This is a genomic window from Streptomyces hyderabadensis (genome assembly GCF_020404845.1).
GTDB classification, from domain to species: domain Bacteria; phylum Actinomycetota; class Actinomycetes; order Streptomycetales; family Streptomycetaceae; genus Streptomyces; species Streptomyces hyderabadensis.
The window spans coordinates 126229-153081 of record NZ_JAIOJZ010000010.1; the positions used below are offsets into that span (position 1 = coordinate 126229).

At 70.3% G+C, this 26853-nt stretch carries 24 protein-coding genes; 4 read left to right on the forward strand and 20 right to left on the reverse strand.

What is annotated here, in order from left to right; genetic code table 11:
• Window positions 1–53 precede the first annotated feature (53 nt).
• The 8 genes from K7854_RS10720 to K7854_RS10755 form a co-directional block, all read right to left on the reverse strand.
• On the reverse strand, window positions 54–248 hold the full coding sequence (locus tag K7854_RS10720; protein ID WP_003977192.1) for a membrane protein: 195 nt from the start codon (window positions 246–248) through the stop codon (window positions 54–56).
• A 10-nt stretch (window positions 249–258) separates the two neighbouring features.
• Window positions 259–519, reverse strand: a complete 261-nt coding sequence (locus tag K7854_RS10725) for a phage terminase large subunit family protein (RefSeq protein ID WP_216883243.1) — start codon at window positions 517–519, stop codon at window positions 259–261.
• 56 nt (window positions 520–575) lie between these two features.
• Window positions 576–1664: a helix-turn-helix transcriptional regulator gene (locus K7854_RS10730; RefSeq protein ID WP_226026163.1), complete on the reverse strand. Its 1089-nt coding sequence runs from the start codon at window positions 1662–1664 to the stop codon at window positions 576–578.
• Between the two features lie 18 nt (window positions 1665–1682).
• Window positions 1683–2636 carry a helix-turn-helix transcriptional regulator gene (locus K7854_RS10735; protein WP_226026164.1) on the reverse strand — a complete coding sequence of 318 codons (954 nt, stop codon included), beginning with the start codon at window positions 2634–2636 and terminating at the stop codon, window positions 1683–1685.
• A 137-nt stretch (window positions 2637–2773) separates the two neighbouring features.
• On the reverse strand, window positions 2774–3145 hold the full coding sequence (locus K7854_RS10740; protein WP_061445642.1) for an FKBP-type peptidyl-prolyl cis-trans isomerase: 372 nt from the start codon (window positions 3143–3145) through the stop codon (window positions 2774–2776).
• Between the two features lie 60 nt (window positions 3146–3205).
• Window positions 3206–4213: an FKBP-type peptidyl-prolyl cis-trans isomerase gene (locus K7854_RS10745; protein WP_226026165.1), complete on the reverse strand. Its 1008-nt coding sequence runs from the start codon at window positions 4211–4213 to the stop codon at window positions 3206–3208.
• Window positions 4214–4363: 150 nt separating this feature from the next.
• Window positions 4364–5725 carry a Pup--protein ligase gene (gene pafA / locus K7854_RS10750; RefSeq protein ID WP_226026166.1) on the reverse strand — a complete coding sequence of 454 codons (1362 nt, stop codon included), beginning with the start codon at window positions 5723–5725 and terminating at the stop codon, window positions 4364–4366.
• 9 nt (window positions 5726–5734) lie between these two features.
• Window positions 5735–6994 carry an MFS transporter gene (locus tag K7854_RS10755; protein ID WP_226026200.1) on the reverse strand — a complete coding sequence of 420 codons (1260 nt, stop codon included), beginning with the start codon at window positions 6992–6994 and terminating at the stop codon, window positions 5735–5737.
• A 104-nt stretch (window positions 6995–7098) separates the two neighbouring features.
• On the opposite strand from K7854_RS10755, the gene K7854_RS10760 reads away from it, so the two are divergent.
• Entirely contained in the window at window positions 7099–8109 is a 1011-nt protein-coding gene (locus K7854_RS10760) for a LacI family DNA-binding transcriptional regulator (RefSeq protein WP_226026167.1), read from the forward strand.
• A gap of 18 nt (window positions 8110–8127) precedes the next feature.
• Here K7854_RS10760 and prcA read toward each other — a convergent pair whose 3' ends face one another.
• From prcA to arc, 6 genes are all read right to left on the reverse strand, one after another.
• Window positions 8128–8898: a proteasome subunit alpha gene (gene prcA / locus K7854_RS10765; RefSeq protein ID WP_226026168.1), complete on the reverse strand. Its 771-nt coding sequence runs from the start codon at window positions 8896–8898 to the stop codon at window positions 8128–8130.
• A gap of 63 nt (window positions 8899–8961) precedes the next feature.
• On the reverse strand, window positions 8962–9807 hold the full coding sequence (prcB, locus tag K7854_RS10770; protein ID WP_226026169.1) for a proteasome subunit beta: 846 nt from the start codon (window positions 9805–9807) through the stop codon (window positions 8962–8964).
• A complete protein-coding gene (locus tag K7854_RS10775; RefSeq protein ID WP_226026170.1) occupies window positions 9759–10337 on the reverse strand; it encodes an endonuclease VII domain-containing protein in 579 nt (192 codons plus the stop codon). Before K7854_RS10775 ends, prcB begins: the two co-directional genes overlap by 49 nt.
• Before the next feature lie 60 nt (window positions 10338–10397).
• Entirely contained in the window at window positions 10398–10616 is a 219-nt protein-coding gene (locus tag K7854_RS10780) for a ubiquitin-like protein Pup (RefSeq protein ID WP_053128307.1), read from the reverse strand.
• A gap of 177 nt (window positions 10617–10793) precedes the next feature.
• Window positions 10794–12305 carry a depupylase/deamidase Dop gene (dop, locus tag K7854_RS10785; RefSeq protein ID WP_345605245.1) on the reverse strand — a complete coding sequence of 504 codons (1512 nt, stop codon included), beginning with the start codon at window positions 12303–12305 and terminating at the stop codon, window positions 10794–10796.
• 232 nt (window positions 12306–12537) lie between these two features.
• Window positions 12538–14304, reverse strand: a complete 1767-nt coding sequence (arc, locus tag K7854_RS10790; RefSeq protein WP_030190765.1) for a proteasome ATPase — start codon at window positions 14302–14304, stop codon at window positions 12538–12540.
• A gap of 245 nt (window positions 14305–14549) precedes the next feature.
• On the opposite strand from arc, the gene K7854_RS10795 reads away from it, so the two are divergent.
• Window positions 14550–14855 (forward strand): ferredoxin, encoded by a 306-nt coding sequence (locus K7854_RS10795; RefSeq protein WP_189746635.1) that lies wholly within the window; start codon window positions 14550–14552, stop codon window positions 14853–14855.
• A 74-nt stretch (window positions 14856–14929) separates the two neighbouring features.
• Here the strand turns inward: K7854_RS10795 and K7854_RS10800 are convergent, their stop codons facing one another.
• The 3 genes from K7854_RS10800 to K7854_RS10810 all read right to left on the reverse strand — a co-directional run bounded on the left by K7854_RS10800 (window position 14930) and on the right by K7854_RS10810 (window position 18435).
• Window positions 14930–15514 carry a hypothetical protein gene (locus K7854_RS10800; RefSeq protein ID WP_226026171.1) on the reverse strand — a complete coding sequence of 195 codons (585 nt, stop codon included), beginning with the start codon at window positions 15512–15514 and terminating at the stop codon, window positions 14930–14932.
• Between the two features lie 234 nt (window positions 15515–15748).
• Window positions 15749–16651, reverse strand: coding sequence for a tRNA (adenine-N1)-methyltransferase (locus tag K7854_RS10805; protein ID WP_226026172.1), 903 nt, complete (start codon window positions 16649–16651; stop codon window positions 15749–15751).
• A 53-nt stretch (window positions 16652–16704) separates the two neighbouring features.
• Complete coding sequence (locus K7854_RS10810) at window positions 16705–18435, reverse strand: site-2 protease family protein (RefSeq protein ID WP_226026173.1); 1731 nt, start codon at window positions 18433–18435, stop codon at window positions 16705–16707.
• Between the two features lie 171 nt (window positions 18436–18606).
• Between K7854_RS10810 and K7854_RS10815 the strand changes: the two genes are divergently transcribed.
• Window positions 18607–19620, forward strand: a complete 1014-nt coding sequence (locus K7854_RS10815) for a RecB family exonuclease (RefSeq protein ID WP_226026174.1) — start codon at window positions 18607–18609, stop codon at window positions 19618–19620.
• Between the two features lie 16 nt (window positions 19621–19636).
• Window positions 19637–20308, forward strand: coding sequence for a response regulator (locus K7854_RS10820; RefSeq protein ID WP_003977171.1), 672 nt, complete (start codon window positions 19637–19639; stop codon window positions 20306–20308).
• 118 nt (window positions 20309–20426) lie between these two features.
• Here the strand turns inward: K7854_RS10820 and K7854_RS10825 are convergent, their stop codons facing one another.
• The 3 genes from K7854_RS10825 to metH form a co-directional block, all read right to left on the reverse strand.
• Window positions 20427–22031 (reverse strand): ABC transporter substrate-binding protein, encoded by a 1605-nt coding sequence (locus K7854_RS10825; RefSeq protein ID WP_226026175.1) that lies wholly within the window; start codon window positions 22029–22031, stop codon window positions 20427–20429.
• Between the two features lie 351 nt (window positions 22032–22382).
• Window positions 22383–23084, reverse strand: coding sequence for an HAD family hydrolase (locus K7854_RS10830; protein WP_226026176.1), 702 nt, complete (start codon window positions 23082–23084; stop codon window positions 22383–22385).
• 124 nt (window positions 23085–23208) lie between these two features.
• Entirely contained in the window at window positions 23209–26721 is a 3513-nt protein-coding gene (metH, locus tag K7854_RS10835) for a methionine synthase (protein ID WP_226026177.1), read from the reverse strand.
• Window positions 26722–26853: the final 132 nt, after the last annotated feature.

Genomic DNA, 26853 nt, shown 5'->3' on the forward strand with positions numbered 1-26853 from the left:
CTCACACCGGCCCGTCGGGGCACCGACGCCGCTGCGCGGCCGGATTCAGCCGTTCACAAGGCGTCCACAGCTCGGGCGGCGCTCTCGGTCGCGCGTTCCAGGTCCTCCGCGGCCCGGCTGATCCGGCGGGCCGAGTCCGTCACCTGCCGGCCGAGGCGCTGCGCCTCCACGAACACCTTCACGGCGAACACCGCGAGGACGGCGAGACCCAGGAAACCCACGGCAACCGCGAACATCGGCCAGAACATGACGTCGAGACTAGACCGTCGAGTGCAGCCGCAGAGTCCTGACCCCGCCGCCGGTGAGCAGCTCCACGACCCGCTCCCCGGCCGGCTTGCGCACGGCCGACCCGCACTCGGGGCAGGTGAACGAGTAGAAGGTCGTCCGGCTGGTGGCGCCGATGGCCAGACGCAGGGCGCTCGCGGCGAGTTCGAAACGGCCCCGGCAGTCCGGGCAGCCCGCCTTGAACACGACCGGTGACACACGTCTCATGCCGGCGAACGCGATCGCCGCCGTCATGCCCGGCCCGGACGACGCGCCCGCTCCGGTCGCTCCCGTCGGCCCCAGGGGGTCGCTCACAGTGCTCGCTCCTGCCTGTCGTGCTGCCCGTCGGCCGCCCCCGTGCCCGGGCGCGCCCCGGCCCCGGAGACGGACTCCGCACCGTCCCGTGCCCCGGCCGCCTCGATCCCGTCGTACGCGGCCAGCGCCTCGCGGGCGGCCTGCCGGGCGCTGTCGGCGAGCGCGGCGGGCGAGACGATCCGGCCGTCGCGCCCCAGCCGCAGCGCCAGGCGCCGCAGGGAGGCCGGGTCCGGGGTGCGCAGGGTGATGCGCAGACCGCCGTCGGGAAGTTCGTCCGCGCTGTCGTGCGGGTAGTACTCGGCGACCCAGCGGCCGCCCGGGCCGACCTCGACGACGACCTCCGGATCCTCCGCGGCGGGCTGCACCAGCCCCTCCGACAGGTCCCGCAGCTCGACCTCGGGCGGGGCGGAGGGCTCGTCCAGGATCCGGATCTCGGCGACCCGGTCGAGCCGGAAGGTGCGCCGCGCCTCCGAGCGGCGGCACCACGCCTCCACGTACGTGTGCCCGACGCTGACCAGTCTGATGGGGTCGATCTCCCGCTCGGTGACCTCGTCCCGGGCCGGTGAGTAGTAGCGGATCCACAGCCGGCGGCGCTCCGAGATGGCCCGGTCGACGTCGGCGAAGACACCGCCCTCGGACTCGAAGGTGACGGACAGCCGCGAACTGGCACCGGCGGCCTCGCCGGCCGAGGTCTCCACCTTCGCGGTCGCCCGCAGCAGCGCCTGCCGGTCGCTCTCGCGCAGCCCCGGCAGCGTCGCCACGGCCCGGGCGGCGACCAGCAGCGCGGTCGCCTCGTCGGCGGCCAGCCGCAGCGGCTCGGCCGCGTCCGCGCCCAGCGCGGCCGGGTTGTGCCACCAGATGCGCTCGCCGTCGGTGTCGATGTCCAGCAGATCCCCGCCGCGGAAGCTGGTCCCGCACATCGGGAGCACGTCGAGGTCGGAGACCAGCTCGTCCTCGGTGATGCCGAAGGCACGCGCGACGTCCTCGACCCGGGCCCCGGGGCGCTCGCGCAGATACGTCACCAGGGACAGCATCCGCCGGGTCTGGTCGATGGCGTTCACGGGCCTGACCGGTTTGCCTGCCACAGTGTTGTCCGCTCCCCCTCAGCCCTTGGCCACGGCACGCAGCCGGTCCACCACGTCCGCACGCAGCTCCGCGGGCTCCAGCACCACCACGTCCGGCCCGAACTCCACCAGCCAGGCGTCCAGGCCGTGCCCGTACGGAATCTCCAACTCGTCCCAGCCGTCACCGAGTTCCCGCACCCCGGTGGCCTTCGCCCGAAGGGGGTAACCCGCGCCCGTGCGCAGCCGGATCAGCGCCGAGCGGTCGGCGGTCTCCCCCGCCCAGCTCGCGACCGTCTCCCGGACCGTGACGACGTCCGGCACCGGTGCGGTGAAGCGCGAGCCGCGCGAGCGCACCTTCCCCGTGATCCGCGACAGCCGGAACACCCGCTCGGCACCCCGGTCGCGGTCGAAGCCCGCCAGGTACCAGTGGCCGCGCCAGCACTCCAGCGCCCACGGCTCCACGTGCCGGGGCTCGGGCTGGGCGGCATTCGCCTTGCGGTACTCGAAGACGACCGGCCTGCGGTCGCGGCAGGCCAGCATCAGCGGCTCGAACGCCGCCTCGTGCACCGGGATGCGGGGCTCCAGCGCGCTGTGCGCCTCGTACGGGTCGACGTCCTCGGGCAGCCCGGCCGCCCGCAGCTTCTGCAGCGCACCGCTGGCGGCGCCGGCCAGCCGGGCCTGCTGCCACACCTTCGCGGCCAGCCCCAGCGCGGCGGCCTCCTCGGCGTCCAGGGTGATGGGCGGCAGCCGGTTGCTGTCCCGGCGGGCCAGATAGCCGATCTCGCCGTCGAGGCTCTCCACGGTCTCGATGACCAGTCCGAGTTCGCGCAGGTCGTCCTTGTCGCGCTCGAACATGCGGTTGAAGGAGTCGTCGGAGCCCGCCTCGAGGTAGGCCTCCACGGACTCGCGCAGCTCGCGCTTGCTGAGTGGCCGCCGTGTCCCGAGCAGACACAGCGCCAGGTTCATCAGCCGCTCGGCCTTGGCAATGGCCATCGACGCCCTTCTCCCTATGGTGCTTACGACGGATGACCGTACCGCCCCGCGGTGGCGCGGCAAAAGCCGAGGGCCCATGCCCGGACAGGCATGGACCCCAGGTGACCGGCTCCGATCGCCGGCCGCTCGGACTTCGCTCAGACTCCGAGCAGATCGACCACGAAGATCAGCGTCGAGCCGGGCGGGATCGCCGGGGTCGGGCTCTGGTCGCCGTACGCGAGGTGCGCCGGGATGGTCAGCTGGCGGCGGCCGCCGACCTTCATGCCCTGCACGCCCTGGTCCCAGCCCTTGATGACGCGGCCGCCGCCGAGCGGGAAGCGGAACGGCGTACCGCGGTTCCAGCTGGCGTCGAACTCCTCGCCCGTGCTGAAGGTCACGCCCACGTAGTGGACGGTCACGGTCTGACCGGCCTCGGCAACCGGGCCGTCGCCCTCCCAGATGTCCTTGATCTCGAGGTCCGCCGGGGGCTCGCCGCCCGGGAAGTCGACCTCGGGCTTGTCGATGCTCACGTGTTCAGCTCCTGCTTGTCTGCGGAAAGGCAACGGCCCAAGTCTTACATCCCCGCGGCCTCACATCTTCGCGAGGATGTCCACCGAGAAGACCAGCGTGGAGTCCTTCTCGATGCCGCTGCCCTCCGGCGGGCTGTCGCCGTACCCCAGGTCCGGCGGGATCACGATGAGGACCCGGCTGCCGACCTTCTTGCCGGTCAGACCCTGCGCCCAGCCCTTGACGACCTGCTGCAGCGAGAACGACGTCAGCTGCTTCCTGGCGTACGTCGAGTCGAACTCCTTGCCGCCGTCCCACAGCACACCCTTGTACTGCACCAGCACGCTGTCCTGCGCGCCGACCTCGGCGCCGTCGCCCTCCAGGACGTACTCGGCGGCGAGCTTCTTCGGCGCGTCGGTCTTCGGCACCTCGATGGAGGGCGCCGTGCCGTCGGTGTTGGTGCCGACCTTCGGCAGGGCGGCGTCGTCCTGCGCGGCCTTCTTGCCGTCGGCACTGCTCTTCGCGTTGAAGGTGTCCTGGACGTCGACCACGAACACCAGCGTGTCGTCGCCCTTGATCCCCGCCTGCTCATTGCCCTGCTCCCCGTACCCCCAGGTCGGCGGCACCGAGAACTGGACGCGGCTGCCGGTTTTCTTGCCGGTGAGCGCGTACCGCCAGCCGTCGATGATGCTGCCCTGGGCGAGCTGGATGACCAGCGGCGTCTTGCGGTCGTAGGAGTTGTCGAAGACCTTCGCGCTCTGCCAGATCTGGCCGAGGTAGTTCGCCGAGATGAAGTCGTTCTCCGCGACGGCCTTGCCGCCGCCCGCGATGACCGTCTTGACCGCGAGGTCCTTGGAGGGCTCGCCGCTGCCCTTGGCGACGGTCGGCTTCTGGTCGAACTTCGTCCCCGCGGTGATCGCCGGCAGCGGGCCGTCGACGATCTTCGGAGGCGGTGCGGCCGAGGTGGCCGACGCTTCGGGCGACGCGCTGTCGCTCGCGTTGCTCGATGAGCCGGAGTCGTCGCTGTCACCGCAGGCGGCGAGCGTGACCAGTCCCGCGGGGACGGCGATGAGAAGTGAGCGTCGGCGCACGGTGGGGGCCTCTATCGGTATCGGGTCGGTCCTGTCGGCTGGCGTGCGCGCAACTCTACGGCGTGAGAAGGGCACCGCACGGCTAACGTACGGTGCCCGTGTGGCGTTCCGCCCTTTCGCGCGGAAAGCGCGACTCTCACCCCTTCCGGGTCACATCCCGGCGATCAGCTTCTCCACCCGGTCGTCCACCGAACGGAACGGGTCCTTGCACAACACCGTGCGCTGCGCCTGGTCGTTGAGCTTGAGGTGGACCCAGTCGACGGTGAAGTCCCGGCGCTGCTCCTGGGCCCGCCGGATGAAGTCGCCGCGCAGCCGGGCCCGAGTGGTCTGCGGCGGAACGGACTTGCCCTCGAAGATCTTCAAGTCGTTGGCGACCCGGGCGGCCTGGCCCTTCTTCTCCAGCAGGTAGTACAGACCACGACGCCGGTGGATGTCGTGGTAGGCGAGGTCTATCTGCGCGACCCGCGGGTGCGACATGGTCATGTTGTGCCTGGCCCGGTACCGCTCCAGCAGCTTGTACTTCATGACCCAGTCGATCTCGGTGTCGATGCGGTCCAGGTCCTCGGCCTCGATCGCGTCCAGCGTGCGGCCCCACAGCTCCAGCACCCGCTCGACGGTGCCCGTGCGGATCCCGCGGCGCTCGCAGAAGTCCACGGCCTTCTCGTAGTACTCCCGCTGCACCTCCAGCGCCGACGCCTCCCGGCCACTGGCCAGACGCACCTTCCGGCGCCCGGTGATGTCGTGGCTGACCTCGCGGATCGCCCGGATCGGGTTCTCCAGGGTGAGGTCCCGCATCACCGTGCCCGCCTCGATCATGCGCAGCACCAGGTCGGTGGCGCCGACCTTGAGCAGCATAGTCGTCTCGGACATGTTCGAGTCGCCCACGATGACGTGCAGGCGACGGTAGCGCTCCGCGTCGGCGTGCGGCTCGTCGCGCGTGTTGATGATGGGCCGGGACCGGGTCGTCGCCGAGGAGACGCCCTCCCAGATGTGCTCCGCCCGCTGGCTGACGCAGTACACGGCACCGCGCGGCGTCTGCAGCACCTTGCCCGCACCGCACAGCAACTGCCTCGTCACCAGGAACGGAATCAGGATGTCCGCGAGCCGCGAGAACTCCCCGTGCCGGGCCACGAGGTAATTCTCGTGGCAGCCGTAGGAGTTGCCGGCGGAGTCGGTGTTGTTCTTGAAGAGGTAGACGTCGCCCGCGATTCCCTCCTCGTGCAGGCGTCGTTCGGCGTCCACCAGGAGTCCTTCGAGAATGCGCTCGCCCGCCTTGTCGTGGGTGACGAGCTCGATCACGTTGTCACATTCCGGTGTCGCGTACTCCGGATGCGATCCCACGTCGAGATAAAGGCGGGCGCCGTTGCGCAGAAAGACATTGCTGCTGCGGCCCCATGACACGACACGGCGGAAGAGGTACCGCGCCACCTCGTCAGGCGACAGGCGGCGCTGTCCCCTGAACGTGCACGTGACGCCGTACTCGTTCTCCAGCCCGAAAATGCGGCGGTCCATGACTGAACATTACGCCTGATGACCCGAACTGAAACGGGGTTCGACGGCACGGTTTGGATCATTTTCCGATGAAGCCGCAACCACCGCCCCCCGCGCGGGAGCTGCGAGGACCCGCCCCGTGCACGCCAGTACGAGCAGCGAGACGAAACCCGCCGCCCCCGGCACCGCGAAGCCCCACAGCGCCCCACCGTGCTCCACGACGGGCCCCGCCAGCCCCGTCCCCACCGAGGCGCCCACGGTGAACGTCGTCACGAGCCACGAGAACGCCTCCGTCACCGTCCCCCGCGGCGCGTGCACGTCGACGAGGACGAACGCGCACGCGATGCACGGCGCGAGGAACACACCCGCGAGGACCGTCAGCAGCACCATGGAAACCGCGCCCGGCATCAGCATCAACGGCAGGTAGCAGACCGCCAGCAGGGCCACCAGCAGCCGCAGCCGCCGCGCCGGCTCACCGGCCCACCGCCGCGCCCCGTAGACCGCTCCCCCGACCAGCGCACCCAGCCCCAGCGCGGCCATCAGCCACCCGTACACCGCGTCACCGCCGTGATCGTCGGCGTACGGCACCGAGGCCACCGTGATCGACCCGAGCGCCATCCCGATGAACAGGAAGGCCCCCAGCAGCGCCAGCAGCCCGCCCGAACGCAGCGCACCCAGCCAGTGCGCCTCCCGGGGCGCCGAGCGCCACGCCCGCGAAGGCGGCGACACGACCACCGACAGCGCGCCCAGCACCCCGACACCGTTCAGCACGAGCAGCGCCGCCTGCGGCGACCACAGCGACACGCACACCGTCACCAGCAGCGGCCCGACGGTGAACATGACCTCCTGCGCCACGGCGTCCATCGCGTACGCCGTGTGCACCTGGTCCTCCTCGCCCAGCACACTGGGCCACAGCGCCCGCAGACCGCCCTCCAGCGGCGGGGTGAACAGCCCCGCCGCCCCCACGGCCACGTACGCCAGCACGGCCGTCCCGGTGCCCGCGAACGCGAACACGGCCATCGCCAGCGCCGACAGCACCGCGGCCGGCAACTGCACCCGCGGCTGCCCGTGCAGGTCCACCAGCCGCCCCAGCACCGGCTGCCCCACCGCGTTCGCGACGCCGTACACCGCCGCCAGCGCCCCCGCGAGGCTGTACGAACCGCCCTCGGCCCGCACGAACAGCACGATCGCGATCGCCGCGGTCGCGTTCGGCAACCGCCCGACCAGCGTGCCGACGAGCAGCCGCACGGCATGCCGCGCCCGGAGAATGTCCAGATACCCGGCGACCACGACCCACCTCCCCGTTCCCACTCCAGCAAGTGTTACGTATAACTCCTGTCGCCATACGTACCATGTCGCCAGTTCAGCAGTCCAGACGAAAGCGCAGGCGAACGGTGGCACGAGGCAGCACCCGCCCCACGAGCCGGGACGTCGCCCAGGCCGCCGGCGTCTCCCAGGCGGCCGTCTCCCTGGTCCTCGGCGACAAATGGCGCGGCCGCGTCTCCGAACCCACCGCCCAGCGCGTCCGCGACGCCGCACTCGAACTGGGCTACCGCCCCAACCTCGCCGCCCGCAACCTGCGCCTCGGCCGCACCCGCACCGTCCTGCTGGTCGTCCCCGCCCTCACCACGGAGTTCTTCGCCGAGGTGTACACCGGCGCCGCACGCGTCGCCGCCGCACACGGCTTCGGCGTCGTCCTCTACCCCTCACCCGAAGGAGTCGGCCCCGCCCGCGACCCCTTCGCCTCCGCCCAGGCCGCCCTCGACGGCGTCATCGCCTCCTCCATGGCCGCCGACGCCCTCTCCGCCATCCGCGGCGACCAACTCCCCCTCGTCATGCTCGACAGCGACCCGGAAGGCAGCCTGGGCGCCGCCACCGTCAACCTCGACATCGCCGACGGCATCCACCAGGTCGCCGACCACCTGCTGGCGCTGGGCCACCGCAGCTTCCTGCACCTCGCCGCCGACATCCCCTCCTGGACCTTCGAGGTACGCGCCCGCGAACTGGCCTCCCGGCTCGCCGACGTCCCCGGCACCGAGCTGCGCACCATCGGGGCACCCATCTCCATTGAGGGCGCCCTGCGGGCCACGGAGGCCGCCCTCGCCGCACCCGGTCCCCGGCCCACGGCACTGGTCTGCGACGACGACAAGCTCGCGGCCGGCGCCTACAAGGCGATCCGCCGCGCCGGACTCCGCGTCCCCGACGACCTCTCCGTCACCGGCCTCGACGACCTCGGCCTCGCCACCGCCATCGACCCCGAACTCACCACCGTCCGCCTCGACGCGGAGGCCTTCGGCGAACGGGGCATGCACGCACTGCTGGCGGTACTGGAAGGCAGGCCCCCCGAGAAGGGGGACCTGCCGGTCAGCCTGGTGGTACGGGGGTCCACGGCCCCGCCGCAGTGAGGCGGGCGCAGGTGGCGCCTACTCCTCGTCCGACCCGGAGTCGGTCTCGGACTCGGTCTCACTCGCCGCCGACGCTTCACCCGCACCCGCACCGGAATCCAGCAACCGCGACAACTGGCCGCCCACGATGCGCTTGAACTTGCGCTGCTGCGGACGCGTCCGGTCCAGCACCGCGACCTCCAGCCGCTCCGCCGGAATCTCCCGCTCGGACCCGTTGGTGTCACGGGACAGCGCCTGCACCGCCAGCTTCAGCGCCTCGGCCAGCGTCATGCCGTCCCGGTGCCGCTGGTCCAGATACCCGCTGATCTGCTCCGCGTTCCCCCCGACCGCCACCGAGCCGTGCTCGTCGACGATCGAACCGTCGTGCGGCAACCGGTAGATCTGATCGTTCTCCGGGCTGTCACCGACCTCCGCGACGACCAGCTCCACCTCGTACGGCTTCTCGGCCTGGCTGGAGAAGATCGTGCCCAGCGTCTGGGCGTACACATTGGCCAGGCCGCGCGCCGTCACATCGTCACGGTCGTAGGTGTAACCCCGCAGGTCGGCATAGCGCACGCCGCCGATCCGCAGGTTCTCGTACTCGTTGTACTTGCCGGCGGCCGCGAAGCCGATCCGGTCGTAGATCTCACTGAACTTGTGCAGCGCACGGGACGGATTCTCACCGACGAACACGATGCCGTCGGCATACTGCAGCACCACCAGGCTGCGGCCACGCGCGATGCCCTTGCGGGCGTACTCCGCCCGGTCCGCCATCGCCTGCTGAGGAGATACATAGAACGGCGTCGACACCGGTTATCCGTCCCTTCCTGTCAAAAACACTGGACCACCTGACAACACGAAGCCCCGCTCCCGCTACAGCAGCGCGGCCCGCGGACCGTCCGGCTGCTCCAGCCGGCGCTCCAGCACCGAACGGGCGAGCGCCGAGCACTCGTCCTCGCCGAGCCGGCGGAAACCGTCCTCGGTGATCACAGTGATGATCGGATAGATCCGGCGGGCGACATCGGGACCACCGGTCGCCGAGTCGTCGTCAGCCGCGTCGTACAACGCCTGGACCACGAGCGTCGTGGCCTGCTCCTCGGTCAGCTCGTCGTGGAACAGCTTCTTCATCGCGCCCCGGGCGAAGATCGACCCCGAGCCCGTGGTCGCGAAGTTCAGCTCCTCGGAGCGCCCGCCCGTCACGTCGTACGAGAAGATGCGGCCCTTGCCCCGGTCCACGTCGTACCCCGCGAACAGCGGCACCACGGCCAGCCCCTGCATCGCCATGCCCAGGTTGGACCGGATCATCGTCGACAGGCGGTTCGCCTTGCCCTCCAGGGACAGCTGGGCGCCCTCGACCTTCTCGAAGTGCTCCAGCTCCAGCTGGAACAGCTTCACCATCTCCACGGCCAGACCCGCCGTACCGGCGATGCCCACCGCCGAGTACTCGTCGGCCGGGAAGACCTTCTCGACGTCCCGCTGCGCGATCATGTTGCCCATGGTGGCCCGCCGGTCACCGGCGAGGACGACACCCCCGGGGAACGTGACCGCCACGATCGTGGTGCCGTGCGGTGCCTCGATGACGCCCTGCACCGGCGGCAGCTGCCGGTTGCCCGGGAGCATCTCCGGCTGGTGCTCACCGAGGAAGTCCATGAAGGAGGACGAGCCAGGCGTCAGGAAGGCAGCTGGTAGACGCCCGGTGCTACGAGTGTTGGCTTCCACGCGATTCCTTCCACGTAAGCGGCAGCCCGCCTTATGGCATCGGGCCGGTCCTTGAACTGCCCCAGCGCAGCGTTGCAGCTGAAGCACAGTACGCCACGGACCCTACCCGTCTCGTGGCAGTGATCCACATGTGCGGCGGGAGCGGCAAGACATATGCAGCAGACGCCGCCTTGGCCGGCGATCAACTGATCGCGCTCGGCCTCGGTGAGGCCGTAGTGCCGCTTCAGGTGGCCCGCCCGGCTCTTCACCGCCCGGCACGCCTTGCAACTCGTCGAGAGGCCGTCAGAGGCACTCGCATTTCGGTGCCACTCGCTGTGAGGCTTCGTCTCACCACAGCTCCGGCAGTACTTGTGCCCTTCGGGAGTCTCCACCCTGGGTCGCACGTTCCTGCCCTTGGCCAGCTGGCGGGCCTGGTGGTACTCCGCCACGCATGGACGGCAGTAACCCTGCAGCCCGTCACGAGCGGCTCGGTTGGCGGCGAAGGCCGCCCGCGGCTTGGTCTCCCCGCACCGCGAGCAGCGCTTCTTCATCGGCCCCTCCCGCACTCACTAACCCCCAAAGTCGACCTTCACTTCGAAGGCGAAAGTGGCCTACTGACCGCCCTTTTGCACGAAGGAGCGCACGAAATCCTCGGCATTCTCCTCCAGGACGTCGTCAATTTCATCCAGGACGGAGTCCACGTCGTCGTTCAGCTTCTCCTGGCGTTCCTTGAGGTCCTCCGATGCCTGCGCGTCCTGCGCCTGCTCCTCGACCTCCTCGGTGGACCGCGTGGCCTTCTGCTGCCCGCCGCCGGTGTCCTTGGTCGCCATAACCCTCACCCCGCTCGGTTCGCCCGACACAGTTGCTCGGTCAAGATCAGACCCTACAAGTCTGGTCCGACATCGGCCCCGCACTCTCTCCAACGTACGGGGACCATCTCCATGGTTCCCGGACCTGGGGTATTCCACCCTGTCCGGCTGTCTACTCCCCGGTGCCCGCTCGTCCGCTCACCCGCCGGACAGGACCCTGACCAGGTCGTCCGCGGTGCGGCAGCGGTCCAGGAGCTCCTTGACGTGATTACGCGTTCCGCGAAGCGGTTCCAGGGTTGGGACCCGCTGGAGCGAGTCCCGGCCCGGCAGATCGAAGATCACCGAGTCCCAGGAGGCCGCCGCGACATCGTCCGCGTACTGCTCCAGGCAGCGGCCGCGGAAATAGGCCCTGGTGTCCTCCGGCGGCTTCGTGCGGGCCCGCTCGACCTCGTTCTCGTCCAGCAGGCGCTTGATGCGGCCGCGGTCCACCAGGCGGTTGTAGAGGCCCTTGTCGGGCCGTACGTCGGCGTACTGGAGGTCGACGAGGTGCAGCCGGGCGGCGTCCCAGTCGAGGTTGTCGCGGCGGCGGTAGCCCTCCATGAGTTCCCGCTTGGCGACCCAGTCCAGCTCGCCGGCCAGGCTCATCGGGTCGTTCTCGAGCCGGTTGAGGGTGTCCTCCCAGCGGCCCAGGACGTCCTTGGTCTGGTCGTCGGCGTCCGCCCCGTACCGCTCCTCCACGTATTTGCGGGCCAGCTCGTAGTACTCCATCTGGAGCTGTACGGCGGTCAGTGTGCGGCCGCTGCGCAGCGTGACGAGGTGCTTGAGCGTGGGGTCGTGGGAGACCTGGTGGAGGGTGCGTACGGGCTGGTCGACGGCGAGGTCGACGGCGATGAAGCCGTCTTCGATCATGGACAGGACCAGGGCCGTGGTGCCGAGTTTCAGGTACGTCGAGATCTCGGACAGGTTGGCGTCGCCGATGATCACGTGGAGGCGCCGGTACTTCTCGGCGTCCGCGTGCGGTTCGTCGCGGGTGTTGATGATGGGCCGCTTGAGTGTCGTCTCCAGCCCGACCTCGACCTCGAAGTAGTCGGCGCGCTGGCTGAGCTGGAAGCCGTGTTCGTGGCCGTCCTGGCCGATGCCGACGCGGCCGGCGCCGGTGAAGACCTGGCGGGAGACGAAGAAGGGCGTCAGGTGGCGCACGATGTCCGAGAAGGCGGTCTCCCGCTTCATCAGGTAGTTCTCGTGTGTGCCGTAGGAGGCGCCCTTGTTGTCGGTGTTGTTCTTGTAGAGGTGGATGGGCTGGGCGCCGGGCAGCTGGGCGGCGCGTTCGGCGGCCTCGGCCATGATGCGTTCGCCGGCCTTGTCCCAGAGGACCGCGTCGCGCGGGTTGGTGACTTCCGGAGCGCTGTATTCGGGGTGGGCGTGGTCGACGTAGAGCCGTGCTCCGTTGGTGAGGATGACGTTGGCGAGGCCGATGTCCTCGTCGGTGAGCTGGCTGGAGTCGGCGGCCTCGCGGGCGAGGTCGAAGCCTCGCGCGTCCCGCAGCGGGTTCTCCTCCTCGAAGTCCCAGCGGGCCCGGCGGGCCCGGTGCATCGCCGCCGCGTAGGCGTTGACGATCTGGGACGAGGTGAGCATGGCATTGGCGTTCGGGTGGCCGGGGACGGAGATTCCGTACTCCGTCTCGATGCCCATTACTCGCCGTACGGTCATGCGGCCCTCCTTGCCCGGCAGCGCCCGTAGTGGGCGCCGCTCAAGTACCGCTGGCGCTCCGATGCGTGTGCGGTGCCCGTCCCCGCACTGCGCGACTCGGCGGTATGGAAGAGCCTAGAACGCCTTTGCGCTGGCGGGGAGATCATTTGCGTCATTGCCTTGCTCCAGCCGGGGCTCCGGAAAACAGTCGGCTGCGGGTACCCACTGTGGGGACCCGCAGCCGCCCCGCCTTTTACAGGTACTGACCGGTGTTTGCCACCGTGTCGATGGAGCGTCCGGTGTCCGCGCCCTGCTTTCCGGTGACGAGCGTACGGATGTACACGATCCGTTCGCCCTTCTTTCCGGAGATGCGGGCCCAGTCGTCGGGGTTGGTGGTGTTGGGCAGGTCTTCGTTCTCCTTGAACTCGTCCACGCAGGCCTGGAGGAGGTGGGAGACGCGGAGGCCCTTCTGGTTCTTGTCGAGGAAGTCCTTGATCGCCATCTTCTTGGCGCGGCCCACGATGTTCTCGATCATGGCGCCGGAATTGAAGTCCTTGAAATAGAGGACTTCCTTGTCGCCGTTGGCGTAGGTGACTTCCAGGAAGCGGTTCTCCTCGGATTCGGCGTACATCTGTTCCACCGCGGTCTGGATCATGCTCTGGACGGTGGCCGCCTTGTCCTTCTCGTGCTCCGCGAGGTCGTCGGAGTGGAGGGGGAGGCGTTCGGTGAGGTACTTGCCGAAGATGTCCTTGGCCGCTTCGGCGTCCGGACGTTCGATCTTGATCTTCACGTCGAGCCGGCCGGGCCGCAGGATGGCGGGGTCGATCATGTCCTCGCGGTTGGAGGCGCCGATGACGACCACGTTCTGCAGGCCTTCCACGCCGTCGATCTCGGCGAGCAGCTGCGGGACGATGGTGTTCTCCACGTCCGAGCTGACGCCGGAGCCGCGGGTGCGGAAGAGGGATTCCATCTCGTCGAAGAAGACGATGACGGGGGTGCCCTCGCTGGCCTTCTCCCGGGCCCGCTGGAAGACCAGGCGGATCTGCCGCTCGGTCTCGCCGACGTATTTGTTGAGCAGCTCGGGGCCCTTGATGTTGAGGAAGAAGCTCTTGCCGGCGGCCTGGCCGGTGACCTCGGCGACCTTCTTGGCCAGCGAGTTGGCGACGGCCTTGGCGATGAGCGTCTTGCCGCATCCGGGGGGCCCGTAGAGCAGGACGCCCTTGGGCGGACGCAGCTCGTGCTCCCGGAACAGGTCGGGATAGAGGTAGGGGAGCTCGACCGCGTCGCGGATGGCTTCGATCTGTCCGCCGAGGCCGCCGATCTGCTCGTAGCCGATGTCGGGGACCTCTTCGAGGACGAGTTCCTCGACCTCGCTCTTGGGGACGACCTCGTAGACGTAGCCGGAGCGGGGTTCGAGCAGGAGGGCGTCGCCGGGTCGGATGGTGAGCCCGCGCAGGGGTTCGGCGAGCCGTACCACCCGTTCCTCGTCGGTGTGGCCGAGTACCAGGGCGCGCTCGCCGTCCTCGAGGATCTCCTTGAGGGTGACGATGTCGCCGACGCTCTCGTACTCCATGGCCTCGACCACGTTGAGTGCTTCGTTGAGCATCACTTCCTGGCCGCGCCGGAGCTCGTCGAGCTCGACGCTCGGGCTGACGTTCACCCGGAGTTTGCGGCCGCCGGTGAAGATGTCGGCGGTGCCGTCCTCGTTGGCCTGCAGGAAGACGCCGAAGCCGGCGGGCGGCTGGGCCAGCCGGTCGACCTCTTCCTTGAGGGCCACGATCTGGTCGCGGGCCTCGCGGAGTGTGCCGGCGAGTCGCTCGTTCTGGGCGGACACGCCGGCCAGGTTGGTCTGCAGTTCGACGATCCGCTCTTCGAGAATTCTCGTGTGTCGCGGAGATTCGGCGAGCTTGCGTCGCAGGACGGCGATCTCCTGCTCAAGGTAGGCCACCTGCCCGGCCGGGTCCTCGGACCCGCGTCCCGGGCGGATGCCGCGGTTCATGTCGTCGTCGTGGGCTGCCACGGTCCTCACCTCCTCCAAGGGGAGCTGGACGCTTCCAGACCCTACCTGGGTGGGTGTCGATTGAAACCCCTAGATCACAAAGACTGTCGGGGTGTGTCCGATCTTCACCCTTGCGCTCTCCCTCACGCCAGGGGAATACCCACGGAACGTGAGAGGAACCCAGGCGGGGGTAGGGTCGAAGTGTTCAACACCCGTCAGAGCTGGCCGGATTCCCGAACGGCTCGGCGCAGGAAACGGCAGGAGAGATGAGCGTGCAGCAGGAGGCCGGGGTCGGCGGCGAGGCTCTGGAGGTCTGGATCGACCAGGACCTGTGTACCGGCGACGGCATCTGCGCCCAGTACGCGCCCGAGGTGTTCGAGCTGGACATCGACGGTCTGGCCTATGTGAAGGGCGCGGACGACGAGCTGCTGCAGGCCCCGGGGGCGGCAACGCCCGTTCCGCTGACGCTTCTCACGGATGTGGTCGACTCGGTGAAGGAGTGTCCGGGCGAGTGCATCCACGTGCGTCGCGTTTCGGACAGGGCCGAGGTCTACGGTCCGGACTCAGAGTGACCAAAATGTGACTTGGCGGGTACGCTCCGTGACCGCTGTCTGGTGTGTCACACCGCTCGTCCTGGGAGTGCCGGTCACACGGTGCGTGCTTGTGAGGGCGTGTCGCTGACGAACGCGCCGTTCTTCCACCGCCACTTCACGTCGTCCGTGACGTCGGGGCAGCAACTGGGCACGTCGGGCGACGAGTAGCCGAGCAGGGTGGCGCGGACGGCACCGGCGCGCACCGAGAGTTCGGTGGCGGTGCGGCGTTCCCCGGGGTCGACGAGGGTGGCCACGACGCGGGGCTTGCCGCCGTCATGGCCCCGTGTGACGACGTACACGCCGTCGGGCGGTGTGCCCATGGGCGCGTCGCAGTGCACGACGGCCACCGTTTCGGGCCGGCCGTCGCCGTCGAGGTCGCCGGAGGCCTTCTTCTGCACCACGGCCTTGACGGGACCGCATTCCAGGGGAAAGGCCACGTCGGCCGGGTCGGGCGGCGTGACATGGGCGGGCGCGCTCTTCGGGGCTGCTGCTCTGTCGGCACTCTGGGCTGCCGTCGCGGCGTCGGGCTGGAGTACCGAGGACAGGGCGACCACTGCGGCGACGGCCGTGGCGGTGGCGACCCAGTGGATCGGCCGGGTGTGCGTGTGCGAGAGGTCCGGAACGGCGGGGTGCTGCACGAGGAGTGTCTCCTGTGAGGGCTGTGCCGGTGGGGGTGGCCAGCATCGTGCCACACGTCACAGTGCGGGGGAACGGCGGGGTGGGTACCCGTTCCGATTTCTGTACGGGCGGGTGGTCCCGCCGGTGGTCGCCGTCGGGTGGTCGCCTCAACGCGTCGACGCCGTGGTGGAGTTCCGGCAGTGTCCCGGAACTCCACCACGGCGTCTGTACGTTGTACGCGGCACGGGGCCGCCTCAGCGGCCGGAGCCTCCGCCGGCGTTGGGGCCGTCGTAGTCCTCGCCGTAGGCGCCCTTGGCGGGGCGGCGGCGGCGCATGGGCGGCTCGACGCCGTCGGCGAGGCGACGGGCGGTGAGCAGGAAGCCGGTGTGGCCGATCATGCGGTGGTCGGGGCGGACGGCGAGGCCCTCGACGTGCCAGTTGCGGATCATCGTCTCCCAGGAGGTCGGCTCGTTGAAGCAGCCGATCTCGCGGATGGACTCGACGGTCCGGGCGAGCTGGGTGGTGGTGGCGACGTAGCAGCACAGGATGCCGCCGGGCACGAGTGCCTTGGAGACGGCGTCCAGGCACTCCCAGGGGGCGAGCATGTCGAGGATGACACGGTCGACGTCGGCGTCGGACAGGTTGTCCTGGAGGTCGCCGACGGTGAGCTGCCAGGCGGGGTGCGGGCCGCCGAAGTAGCGCTGGACGTTCTGCTGGGCGATCTCGGCGAAGTCCTCGCGGCGCTCGTAGGAGTGCAGCATGCCCTGGTCGCCGATGGCGCGCAGCAGGAAGCTGCTGAGGGAGCCGGAGCCCACGCCGGCCTCCACGACGCGTGCGCCGGGGAAGATGTCGGCGAAGGCGAGGATCTGCCCCGCGTCCTTCGGGTAGACGACGGCTGCCCCGCGGGGCATGGACAGGACGTAGTCGGGGAGCAGGGGGCGCAGCGCGAGGTAGGCGACGTTCCCGGTGGTGCGGACAACGCTGCCCTCGGGAGCACCGATCAGTTCGTCGTGGGGGAAGGAACCCTTGTGGGTGTGGAAGTTCTTCCCGGCCTCGAGCGTGAACGTGTAGTGGCGGCCCTTGGGGTCGGTCAGCTGAACCTGGTCCCCGACCTTGAAGGGCCCGCGCCTGCGGGCGGCACCGGTCGGTTCGGACATGTGACCAGCCTACCGGTTTCCTGCCGGGGGCTTGACCGGCGCGGGGGTCGCGTTCAGCTGGGCCGTGCCATTGCCTTGACGAAGGCGCGCTCCACGTCGGCGGCGGACAGGACGCCGTAGATCTCGCCGGTCTCCTCGACGACGAGGTACTCGGTGGCGGGGCTGGCGCGCAGGGCGTCCAGGAGTTCCTCGCCGGACAGTTCCGCGGAGACGCGCATGCCGTCGGTGAGGTCCTGGGCGAGGGTGCTCACCGCCACCCAGGGGCGGCGGTGCTCGGGTACGCCGACGATGGCGGCCTCGCGGACCAGGGAGGCGGGGGTGCCCTCGCCGTCGACGACGACCAGGGCGCGGGCCCCGGAGGCGTTGGCGCGGCGCAGGGCCTCGGAGAGGGGCGTGTCGGCCGGTACGGGGACGGCGCGCCGGGTCAGGGCGCGGGCGCGCAGCTCGGGGAGGTGTTCGCGCAGGCGGGCCATGCGGAGGCTGTTTCCGGCGCCGGTCCAGATGATCGCGGCGAGGATGGCGGCGAGCAGGGCGTCCATGACGGTGTCCATGCCGACGTCGTCCGCGGCGTCGCTGCCGAGCGACTGGGTGAGCAGCGGCAGGCCGATCAGTACGGCGATGGCGAGGGCCCGGCCGACCCAGGCGGCGGCGATCGTTCCGCTCATCGGCTTGCCGGTCAGCTTCCAGACGACGGCGCGGAGCATGCGGCCGCCGTCCAGGGGGAGGCCGGGCAGCAGGTTGAAGACGGCCACGATGAGGTTGGAGACCATCAGGCCGGCCAGCAGCACGCCGGCGACGCTGTCGGGTTCGACGGGCAGCAGGGCGGCGTAGAAGACGCCGGACAGGACGAGGGAGAGCAGGGGGCCGACGAAGGCCAGCACGAATTCCCGGCCGGGGGTCTCGGCCTCCTTCTCGATCTCGGAGACGCCGCCGAAGAACTGGAGCTGGATGCGGCGGACGGGGAGTTTGAAGCGGAGGGCGGCGACGGTGTGGGCCAGCTCGTGGACGAGGACGGAGGCGTAGAAGGCGACGGCGAAGAAGAGGGAGACCAGGTAGCGGGCGGCGCCCAGCTCGGGCAGGACGCGGTCGAGCTGGCCGCCGAACACCCAGGTGATCAGGATGGCGACCAGGAACCAGCTGGGGGCGACGTACACCGGTACGCCGAAGGGGCGGCCCATCAGCAGCCCGCCCCCGGGCTCCGGCCGGCGCTGCGGTGGCCGTCCCGGCCCGCCCGCGCCGTCGGTGTGCGCCTCGGCACGGTGACGCGGGCCGCCGGCGCCCTCGTGGTCCCCGGCGCGCCGGGGGCCCCCGGCCGGTTCACGAGACTCGGCGGGGCGGGAGGATCCGGAGGGGCTTGAGGGTTCCGAGGGGTTAGAGGGTGGTTCCGAGGGGTCGGAGGGTTCTGAGGGGCCAGAGGAGCCCGTGGGGCCAGAGGCGCCGGAGGAGCTAGAGGGGTCTGAGGGTCCCGAGTCGGGTTCGCGGTCCGACGGCGACATCTCGGCACTCCGTGCCCCGGAACCAGGCATCTGGGCACCCCGTGCCCCGGAGTCCGGCGTCTCCGCACCCCGCGCCCCGGAACCGGACACCTCCGCACCCCGCGCCCCGGAACCCGGCGCCCCCGCACCCCCCGACTCGGAGCCGGGTGTGTCCGCGCCGGCACGCGGGCCGGGGCCCGTGGTCGGCGCGGCTGCGGGGCCGGTGGCCGGGGCCGTGGGTTGTGCCTGGGGCTCGGCCGACTCGTCGTTGCCGGGCCGCGGCTGCCCGCTCCCGCCGCTCACGTCCACGGTGTCCCCTCGTTCGAAGCGTCTCCCGCCTGCGGACGGGAGGGTCTCGTGTCGATGGTATGCGTCCGTCGCCGCCCGTTCCGCTCCGGCACCCCTCTGCTTCCCCTCCGTCACACGGGTCACGCCTGCGGGCTGGGTCGCTGTCAGTGCCCGGCCGTATGGTCTGTGGACATGGAGACGAGTACCGAGGATGTCGCGGAGGAGACCGGCGGACCCGCCCGCCCGGCGGCGACCGTGCTGGACCAGCCGGAGGCGGCCGGGGCGCCGGGCACCGTGGAGCCGGACGCCTCGGCGTCGGTGACGACGGCCACGACCGCCCCGCCCGCGCCCGCGGCGATACCGCCTGCCTCGCTCTCGCCCTCCCGGGCCGGTGACTTCATGCAGTGCCCGTTGCTGTACCGGTTCCGGGTCATCGACCGGCTGCCGGAGAAGCCCAGCGAGGCGGCGACCAGGGGCACCCTGGTGCACGCGGTGCTGGAGCGGCTCTTCGACGCCCCGGCGGCCGAGCGCACGGCGCCGAGGGCGAAGGCACTGGTCCCCGGTCAGTGGGACCGGCTGCGGGAGAGCAGGCCGGAGGTCGGTGAGCTGTTCGCGGACGATCCGGAGGGCGAGCGGCTGGCGCAGTGGCTGGCCGAGGCGGAGCGGCTCGTCGAGCGCTGGTTCACCCTGGAGGACCCGAGTCGGCTGGAGCCCGCCGAGCGGGAGCTGTTCGTCGAGGCCGAGCTGGACTCCGGGCTGCGGCTGCGCGGCATCATCGACCGGGTCGACGTGGCCCCCACCGGCGAGGTGCGGATCGTCGACTACAAGACGGGCAAGGCGCCCCGCCCGCAGTACGCGGAGGGCGCGCTGTTCCAGATGAAGTTCTACGCGCTCGTGGTGTGGCGGCTGAAGAAGGTCGTCCCGCGGCGGCTGCAGCTGGTCTATCTCGGCAGCGGTGACGTGCTCACGTACGACCCGGTCCTGGCCGACCTGGAGCGGGTCGAGCGCAAGCTGCTGGCCCTGTGGGAGGCGATCCGGCTGGCGACCGAGACGGGTGACTGGCGGCCGCGTCCCACCAAGCTGTGCGGCTGGTGCGACCACCAGGCGCACTGTCCGGAGTTCGGCGGCACTCCCCCGCCCTACCCGCTGCCGGTGAGGGCGGCCGACTCCGGCGCCGCCGCGCAGGGCAGAATGGGGCCGGACTAGCGAGAAGGAGACTTACGTGGCCATCCGCGTCCTACTGGTCGACGACCAGCCGCTGCTGCGCACGGGCTTCCGGATGATTCTGGAGGCGGAGCAGGACCTCGCGGTCGTCGGCGAGGCCGGAGACGGCCTCCAGGCGCTCGACCAGGTGCGGGCGTTGCAGCCCGACGTGGTGCTGATGGACATCCGCATGCCGCGGATGGACGGCGTGGAGGCGACCCGGCAGATCACCGGGCCGGAGCGGGACGGCCCGGCGAAGGTGCTGGTGCTGACCACCTTCGACCTCGACGAGTACGTGGTCGAGGCGCTGAAGGCGGGCGCCAGCGGCTTCCTGCTCAAGGACGCCCCGGCCAACGAGCTGGTGCAGGCGATCCGGGTGGTGGCGAACGGCGAGGCGATGCTCGCCCCGAGCATCACCCGGCGGCTGCTCGACAAGTACGCCACGCATCTGCCTTCCGGGGACGAGCCGGTGCCGGACACCCTGCACACGCTCACCGACCGTGAGGTGGAGGTGCTGAAGCTGGTGGCCCGCGGGCTGTCCAACGCGGAGATCGCCGCGGACCTGTTCGTGAGCGAGACCACCGTGAAGACTCATGTGGGACATGTGCTGACCAAGCTGGGTCTGCGGGACCGCGTGCAGGCCGCGGTGTACGCGTACGAGAGCGGTCTGGTGCGTCCCGGCGCCCAGTAGCCGCTGGTGTCCGTGTCCGCGGGCAGCCCGCTCCCGCGCGGCGCGTGCCGTGCACGACGCGAAGGGCGCCCTCCTCCGAGCGGGAGGAGGGCGCCCTTCGCGCTGGTCCGGTCCGGCGTCAGCCGCTCACGCCCCGGCCCAGCTCCCACAGCTGGAGCGAGGAGGAGGAGTTGAGGAGGTAGGCGGTGCCGGTCACGTCGTCACGGGTGGCGACGTACTGCTTGCCCTGCCACAGCGGGATCAGCGGGACCTCCTTGGCGGTGATGTCCTGGATCTCGGTGAGGCTGTCCACCGCGGAGAGCCGGTCGGCCTCGCCGCGGGAGGCGGGGATCAGGTTGTCGATGATCTCCGGGTTGGCGTAGGGCATGTTGAGGGTGTTGCCCTTGTCGAGGAACGGCGCGATGAAGCTGTCCGCGTCCGGGAAGTCGGGGAACCAGCCCATGCCGAAGACGTCGTACTCGCGGTTGCGCTCCGCCGGGTGGAACTTCTCCCAGGGCGTGCCCTTGATGTCGACGTCGAACAGGCCGCTGTCGTTGAGCTGCTTCTGGAGCTGCTCGAACTCCTGCTTGGTCGCGGCGCCGTAGTGGTCCGTCGTGTAGTGCAGCGTCAGCTTGACCGGCGTGGTGACGTCCGCGTCCTCCAGCAGCGTCTTGGCCTTGGAGACGCTGGGGTCGCCGTACTTGTTGAAGAACGAGTTGGAGTGGCCGGTGATGCCGGCCGGAACCATGGAGTACAGCGGTTCGGCCTGGGAGCCGTAGACCGCGGAGACGAGTTCGCTGCGGTTGATGAGCTGGGCCATGGCCTGGCGGACGGCCGCGTCCTTGACCGTCGACGCGTCCGTGTTGAAGGCGAGGTAGCGGATTTCGAGACCGGCCACCTCGACCAGGTCGACGTCGCCGTCCGTGGCCTTGGCGAGGGTCTGGACCTGCTCCGGCGTCATCGCGCGGGTCATCACGTCGATGTCGCCCTTGTCGATGGCGTCGCCCATCGCCTCCGCGTCGGCGAAGGAGACCAGCTCGACCTTGTCGTTGTTCACCTTGAGACTCCCCTTGTACTTGGGGTTCTTGGTGAACACCGCCTTGGTCATCTCGTCGCCCTTGACCTCGGCCTTCATCGTGTACGGGCCGGAGCCGGTCAGCTCGAAGCCGTCGCGCAGCTTGTCCTTCTCGTAGTCGTCCGGGTTGACGATGCCGGCGACCGGCGTCGACAGCTTGAACGGGAAGGTGGCGTCGGCGGTGTTGAGGTGGAAGATGACCTCGCGGTCGCCCTTCGTCTCCACGGTGTCCACGGTGGACAGCAGCGACGCCACCTCGGTGTCGGCGTGGATCTTCCGGACGCGCTCGATGGAGTACTTGACGTCCTCGGCGGTGACGGGGTCGCCGTTGGCGAACTCCAGGCCGTCGCGCAGGGTGCAGGCGTAGCGCTCGTTGCCGGTGTCGGTGAATCCGCACTGCTGGGCGGCCTCGGGCACGGGTTCGCCGTCGCCGCGGGGCAGCACCATCAGCGTCTGCGAGGTCTGGCGCATGATGTTCCAGGCGCCGACGTCGTAGGCGTACGCCGGGTCGAAGGGCGCGGTTATCTCTTTCGAGACGCTGAACCCGTCCGTGGTGCCGACGACGATCGCGTCCCCGTCGCCGCTGCCGCTGTCCGATCCGCCGCAGGCGGCGAGCACCGGCGCGAGCAGGCCGACGACGGCCGGCAGCACCAAAGTCTTGCGGTTCATGCTCGAGTTTCTCCAGAGCTGTCGGTCCGTGTATCCGGCATGCAGGGGTGTCGCGGCGGATCACGGGGGTAGTGGCCGATGTTCTCGCGACGAGATTAGTCCGCGCCCGCACGGGCGCTCGCAGCCACCGGAGTTGAGGGCTCATCACGGAGCGAAACCGGGTGTGGACGCACCGAAAACCCGACAGTGGAAGGATTCGTGCAGGGTTTCACCAATCAGGACACAAGGGCTCCTCGACAACGTTCGCCACGTCGGTGGCAGCACACCTGTGCTTTTCTGTCGACCCCTGGCAGCGTGGTGAACATCACAGTCCGACTTCGGCCGCCCGCGCCCGGATCCGGCCATCCGGGGCTAGCGCATGTGGGTCATGAGACCGCGGAGAAACGGCAGGTCGACCTCTTCCAGGGAGGCGACCACCGTGCGCCGGGCGGCCGGGGTGATGGGGGCGACCGAGGGCACGGCCACGACGCGGCAGCCGGCGGCCTCCGCCGCGGCGACCCCGGTCGCGGTGTCCTCGACCACGGCGCAGCGGGCCGGGTCGACGCCGAGGCCCGCCGCGGCCGCCAGGTACGGGTCGGGGTGGGGCTTGGTGCGGGGTACCTCGTCGCCGGCGACGGTGAGGGCGAAGTGCTGGGGGCCGAGCGACTTCAGGACGCGGTCGATGATGCGCCGGTGCGAGGCGGAGACCAGGGCGGTGGGGATCTCGTGCGCGGTCAGTTCCGCGAGCAGCCGGGCGGCGCCGGGCATGAGCGGCAGGTCACGGCCGATGCGCTGCTCGAAGCCGTCGTTGAGCAGGACGCTGAGTTCGGCGAGGGTGATGTCAGCGCCGGTGGCCTCGATCAGGAAGCCGGCGCTGCGGGTCATGGGGCCGCCGACCACGACGTGGCGCCAGGAGTCGTCGAGGGTGTGGCCGAGGGAGGCGAAGACCTCCGTCTCGACGTCCCACCAGAAGCCCTCGGTGTCCACCAGGGTGCCGTCCATGTCGAGGAGCACGGCCTGCAGGGCGGAGCCTTCGGCCGTACGGGTTCCGAGCGCGGGGACCGTACTGGTCATCCACGTACCTCCTTGAGGGACGATCAGGCCGGCTCCCACGAAGGGAGCCGGCCTGCAGTGGACCGACCAGTGTACGTCGTGCGGGGCGCGAACGCCTGGTGAGGCCCGGGAGGCGGTACGGGCCTCAGCGGGCGTTGAAGTACTTGGCCTCCGGGTGGTGGATGACGATGGCGTCGGTGGACTGCTCCGGGTGGAGCTGGAACTCCTCGGACAGGTGGACGCCGATGCGCTCCGGCTCCAGCAGGGCGGCGATCTTGGCGCGGTCCTCCAGGTCGGGGCAGGCGCCGTAGCCGAGGGAGAAGCGGGCGCCCCGGTACTTCAGGGCGAACATGTCCTCCATCTCGGCCGGGTCCTCCCCGCCGAAGCCGAGTTCCGAGCGCACGCGGGCGTGCCAGTACTCGGCGAGGGCCTCGGCGAGCTGGACGGACAGGCCGTGCAGCTCCAGGTAGTCGCGGTAGGCGTTGGCCTCGAACATCCGGGCCGTCTCCTCGCCGATGCGGGAGCCGACAGTGACGACCTGGAAGCCGACCACGTCGATCTCGCCCGACTCCTCCGGGCGGAAGAAGTCGGCCAGGCACAGCCGGCGGCCGCGGCGCTGGCGGGGGAAGGTGAACCGGGTGCGCTCGTTGCCGTCGTCGTCGAGGACGATCAGGTCGTCGTCCTTGGAGACGCAGGGGAAGTAGCCGTAGACCACGGCCGCCTCCAGCAGGTTCTCCGTCTGGAGCCGGTCGAGCAGTCCGCGCAGCCGGGGCCGGCCCTCGGACTCGACCAGCTCCTCGTAGGAGGGTCCCTCGCCGGTGCGGGCCTGCTTGAGGCCCCACTGGCCCTTGAAGAGGGCACCCTCGTCGAGCCAGGACGCGTACTCCTTGAGCTGGATGCCCTTGACGACGCGGGTGCCGCGGAAGGGGGGCTCGGGCACGGGGTTGTCGGTGGCGACGTCGGAACGGACGCTGCCCTCTTCCGGACGGTCCTCGATCTCGACGGTGGCGGCCCGCACGCGGCGCTGCTTCAGCTCGGGCAGCTTGGCACCCGGCACCCCGCGCTTGATGCCGATCAGCGCGTCCATCAGGCGCAGGCCCTCGAAGGCGTCGCGGGCGTAGCGGACCTCGCCGTCGTAGACCTCGTGCAGGTCCTGCTCGACATACGCCCTGGTCAGGGCCGCGCCGCCGAGGATGACGGGGTAGTCGGCGGCCAGGCCCCGCTGGTTGAGCTCCTCCAGGTTCTCCTTCATGATCACCGTGGACTTGACCAGCAGGCCGGACATGCCGATGACGTCCGCGCGGTGCTCGTCGGCCGCTTCCAGGATCGCGGAGACCGGCTGCTTGATGCCGAGGTTGACGACGGTGTAGCCGTTGTTGGACAGGATGATGTCGACGAGGTTCTTGCCGATGTCGTGGACGTCGCCGCGGACGGTGGCCAGCACGATGGTGCCCTTGCCCTCGTCGTCGGTCTTCTCCATGTGCGGTTCCAGGTGGGCCACCGCGCTCTTCATGACCTCGGCGGACTGCAGCACGAACGGCAGCTGCATCTGCCCGGAGCCGAACAGCTCACCGACGACCTTCATGCCGTCCAGCAGCGTCTCGTTGACGATGTCCAGCGCCGGACGCTCGGTCAGGGCCTCGTCCAGGTCCTGCTCCAGGCCGTTCTTCTCGCCGTCGATGATGCGGCGCTTGAGCCGCTCCTCCAGCGGCAGCGCCGCCAGCTCCTCGGCCTTGGACGCCTTCAGCGACTTGGCCGTGGCGCCCTCGAACAGCTCCATCAGCTTCTGCAGCGGGTCGTAGCCCTCGCGGCGGCGGTCGTAGATCAGGTCCAGGGCCGTGGTGACCTGCTCCTCGTCGAACCGGGCGATCGGCAGGATCTTCGACGCGTGCACGATCGCCGAGTCCAGTCCGGCCTTGACGCACTCGTCCAGGAAGACCGAGTTGAGCAGGATGCGGGCGGCCGGGTTGAGACCGAAGGAGATGTTCGACAGGCCGAGCGTGGTCTGCACGTCCGGGTGGCGCCGCTTCAGCTCCCGGATGCCCTCGATGGTGGCGAGTCCGTCCTTGCGGGACTCCTCCTGGCCGGTGCAGATGGTGAAGGTCAGGCAGTCGACGAGGATGTCGGACTCGTGGATGCCCCAGTTGCCGGTGAGGTCGTCGATCAGCCGTTCGGCGATCTCGACCTTCTTCTCGGCTGTGCGGGCCTGCCCCTCCTCGTCGATCGTCAGCGCGATCAACGCGGCGCCGTGCTCCCGCGCCAGCGTCGTGACCCGCGCGAAACGGGACTCGGGGCCGGCGCCGTCCTCGTAGTTCACCGAGTTGATCACCGCGCGGCCGCCGAGCTTCTCCAGACCGGCCCGGATCACGTCGACCTCGGTGGAGTCGAGCACGATCGGCAGCGTGGATGCGGTGGCGAACCGCCCGGCCAGCTCCTCCATGTCGGCGACGCCGTCCCGGCCGACGTAGTCCACGCAGAGGTCGAGCATGTGCGCGCCCTCGCGGATCTGGTCCCGGGCCATCTCGACGCAGTCGTCCCAGCGGCCCTCCAGCATGGCCTCGCGGAACTTCTTGGAGCCGTTGGCGTTGGTGCGCTCGCCGATGGCCAGGTAGGAGGTGTCCTGGCGGAAGGGCACGGTCTGGTACAGCGAGGCGGCGCCGGGCTCGGGCCGCGGATCGCGCGCGGTGGGGGCGGTGCCGCGGACCCGCTCGACGACCTGCCGCAGGTGCTCGGGGGTGGTGCCGCAGCAGCCGCCGATCAGGGACAGGCCGTACTCGCGGACGAAGGTCTCGTGCGCGTCGGCCAGCTCGGGCGCGGTCAGCGGGTAGTGGGCGCCGTCCTTGCCCAGGACGGGCAGACCGGCGTTGGGCATGCAGGTCAGCGGGATGCGGGAGTGCCGCGCGAGGTAGCGCAGGTGCTCGCTCATCTCGGCCGGGCCGGTGGCGCAGTTCAGGCCGATCATGTCGATGCCGAGCGGCTCCAGCGCGGTGAGCGCGGCGCCGATCTCCGAGCCGAGCAGCATGGTGCCGGTGGTCTCGACGGTGACGGAGACGATGACCGGCAGGTCGAGGCCGAGGGCGTCCAGGGCGCGCCGGGCGCCGAGTACGGAGGCCTTGGTCTGGAGCAGGTCCTGCGTGGTCTCCACCAGCAGTGCGTCGGCGCCGCCGGTGACCAGGCCCTCGGCGTTGCGCTGGTAGGCGTCGCGCAGGACGGTGTACGGGGCGTGGCCGAGGGTGGGGAGCTTGGTGCCGGGGCCCATGGAGCCCAGCACCCAGCGCTGCCGGCCGTCCCGGGCGGCGAAGTCGTCGGCGACCTCGCGGGCGACGCGGGCGCCGGCCTCGGACAGCTCGTGGACCCGCTCGGGGATGTCGTACTCGCCCAGGGCGGAGTGGTTGGCGCCGAAGGTGTTGGTCTCGACGCAGTCGACGCCCGCCGCGAAGTACTCCTCGTGCACCGAGCGGACGATGTCGGGCCGGGTGAGGTTCAGGATCTCGTTGCACCCCTCCAGCTGCTGGAAGTCGTCCAGCGAGGGGTTCTGTGCCTGGAGCATGGTGCCCATGGCGCCGTCGGCGACCACCACACGGGTGGCGAGGGCCTCTCGGAGGGCGGACACACGGGTGCGGGTGTCGGCGGTCGGGGTGGATGGCGACGAGGCCATGAAAGGGCTCCCTAGGATGCGACGGCTGTCGGCTTTGCCTCTGCCCGGTGCCGTCCGTCGTGGACGTCCCCGGGGAGAACGCACGCCGCCAGGGTAGCCGGGACCGGGGGCCGGTGGTCAGGGCGTCCACGA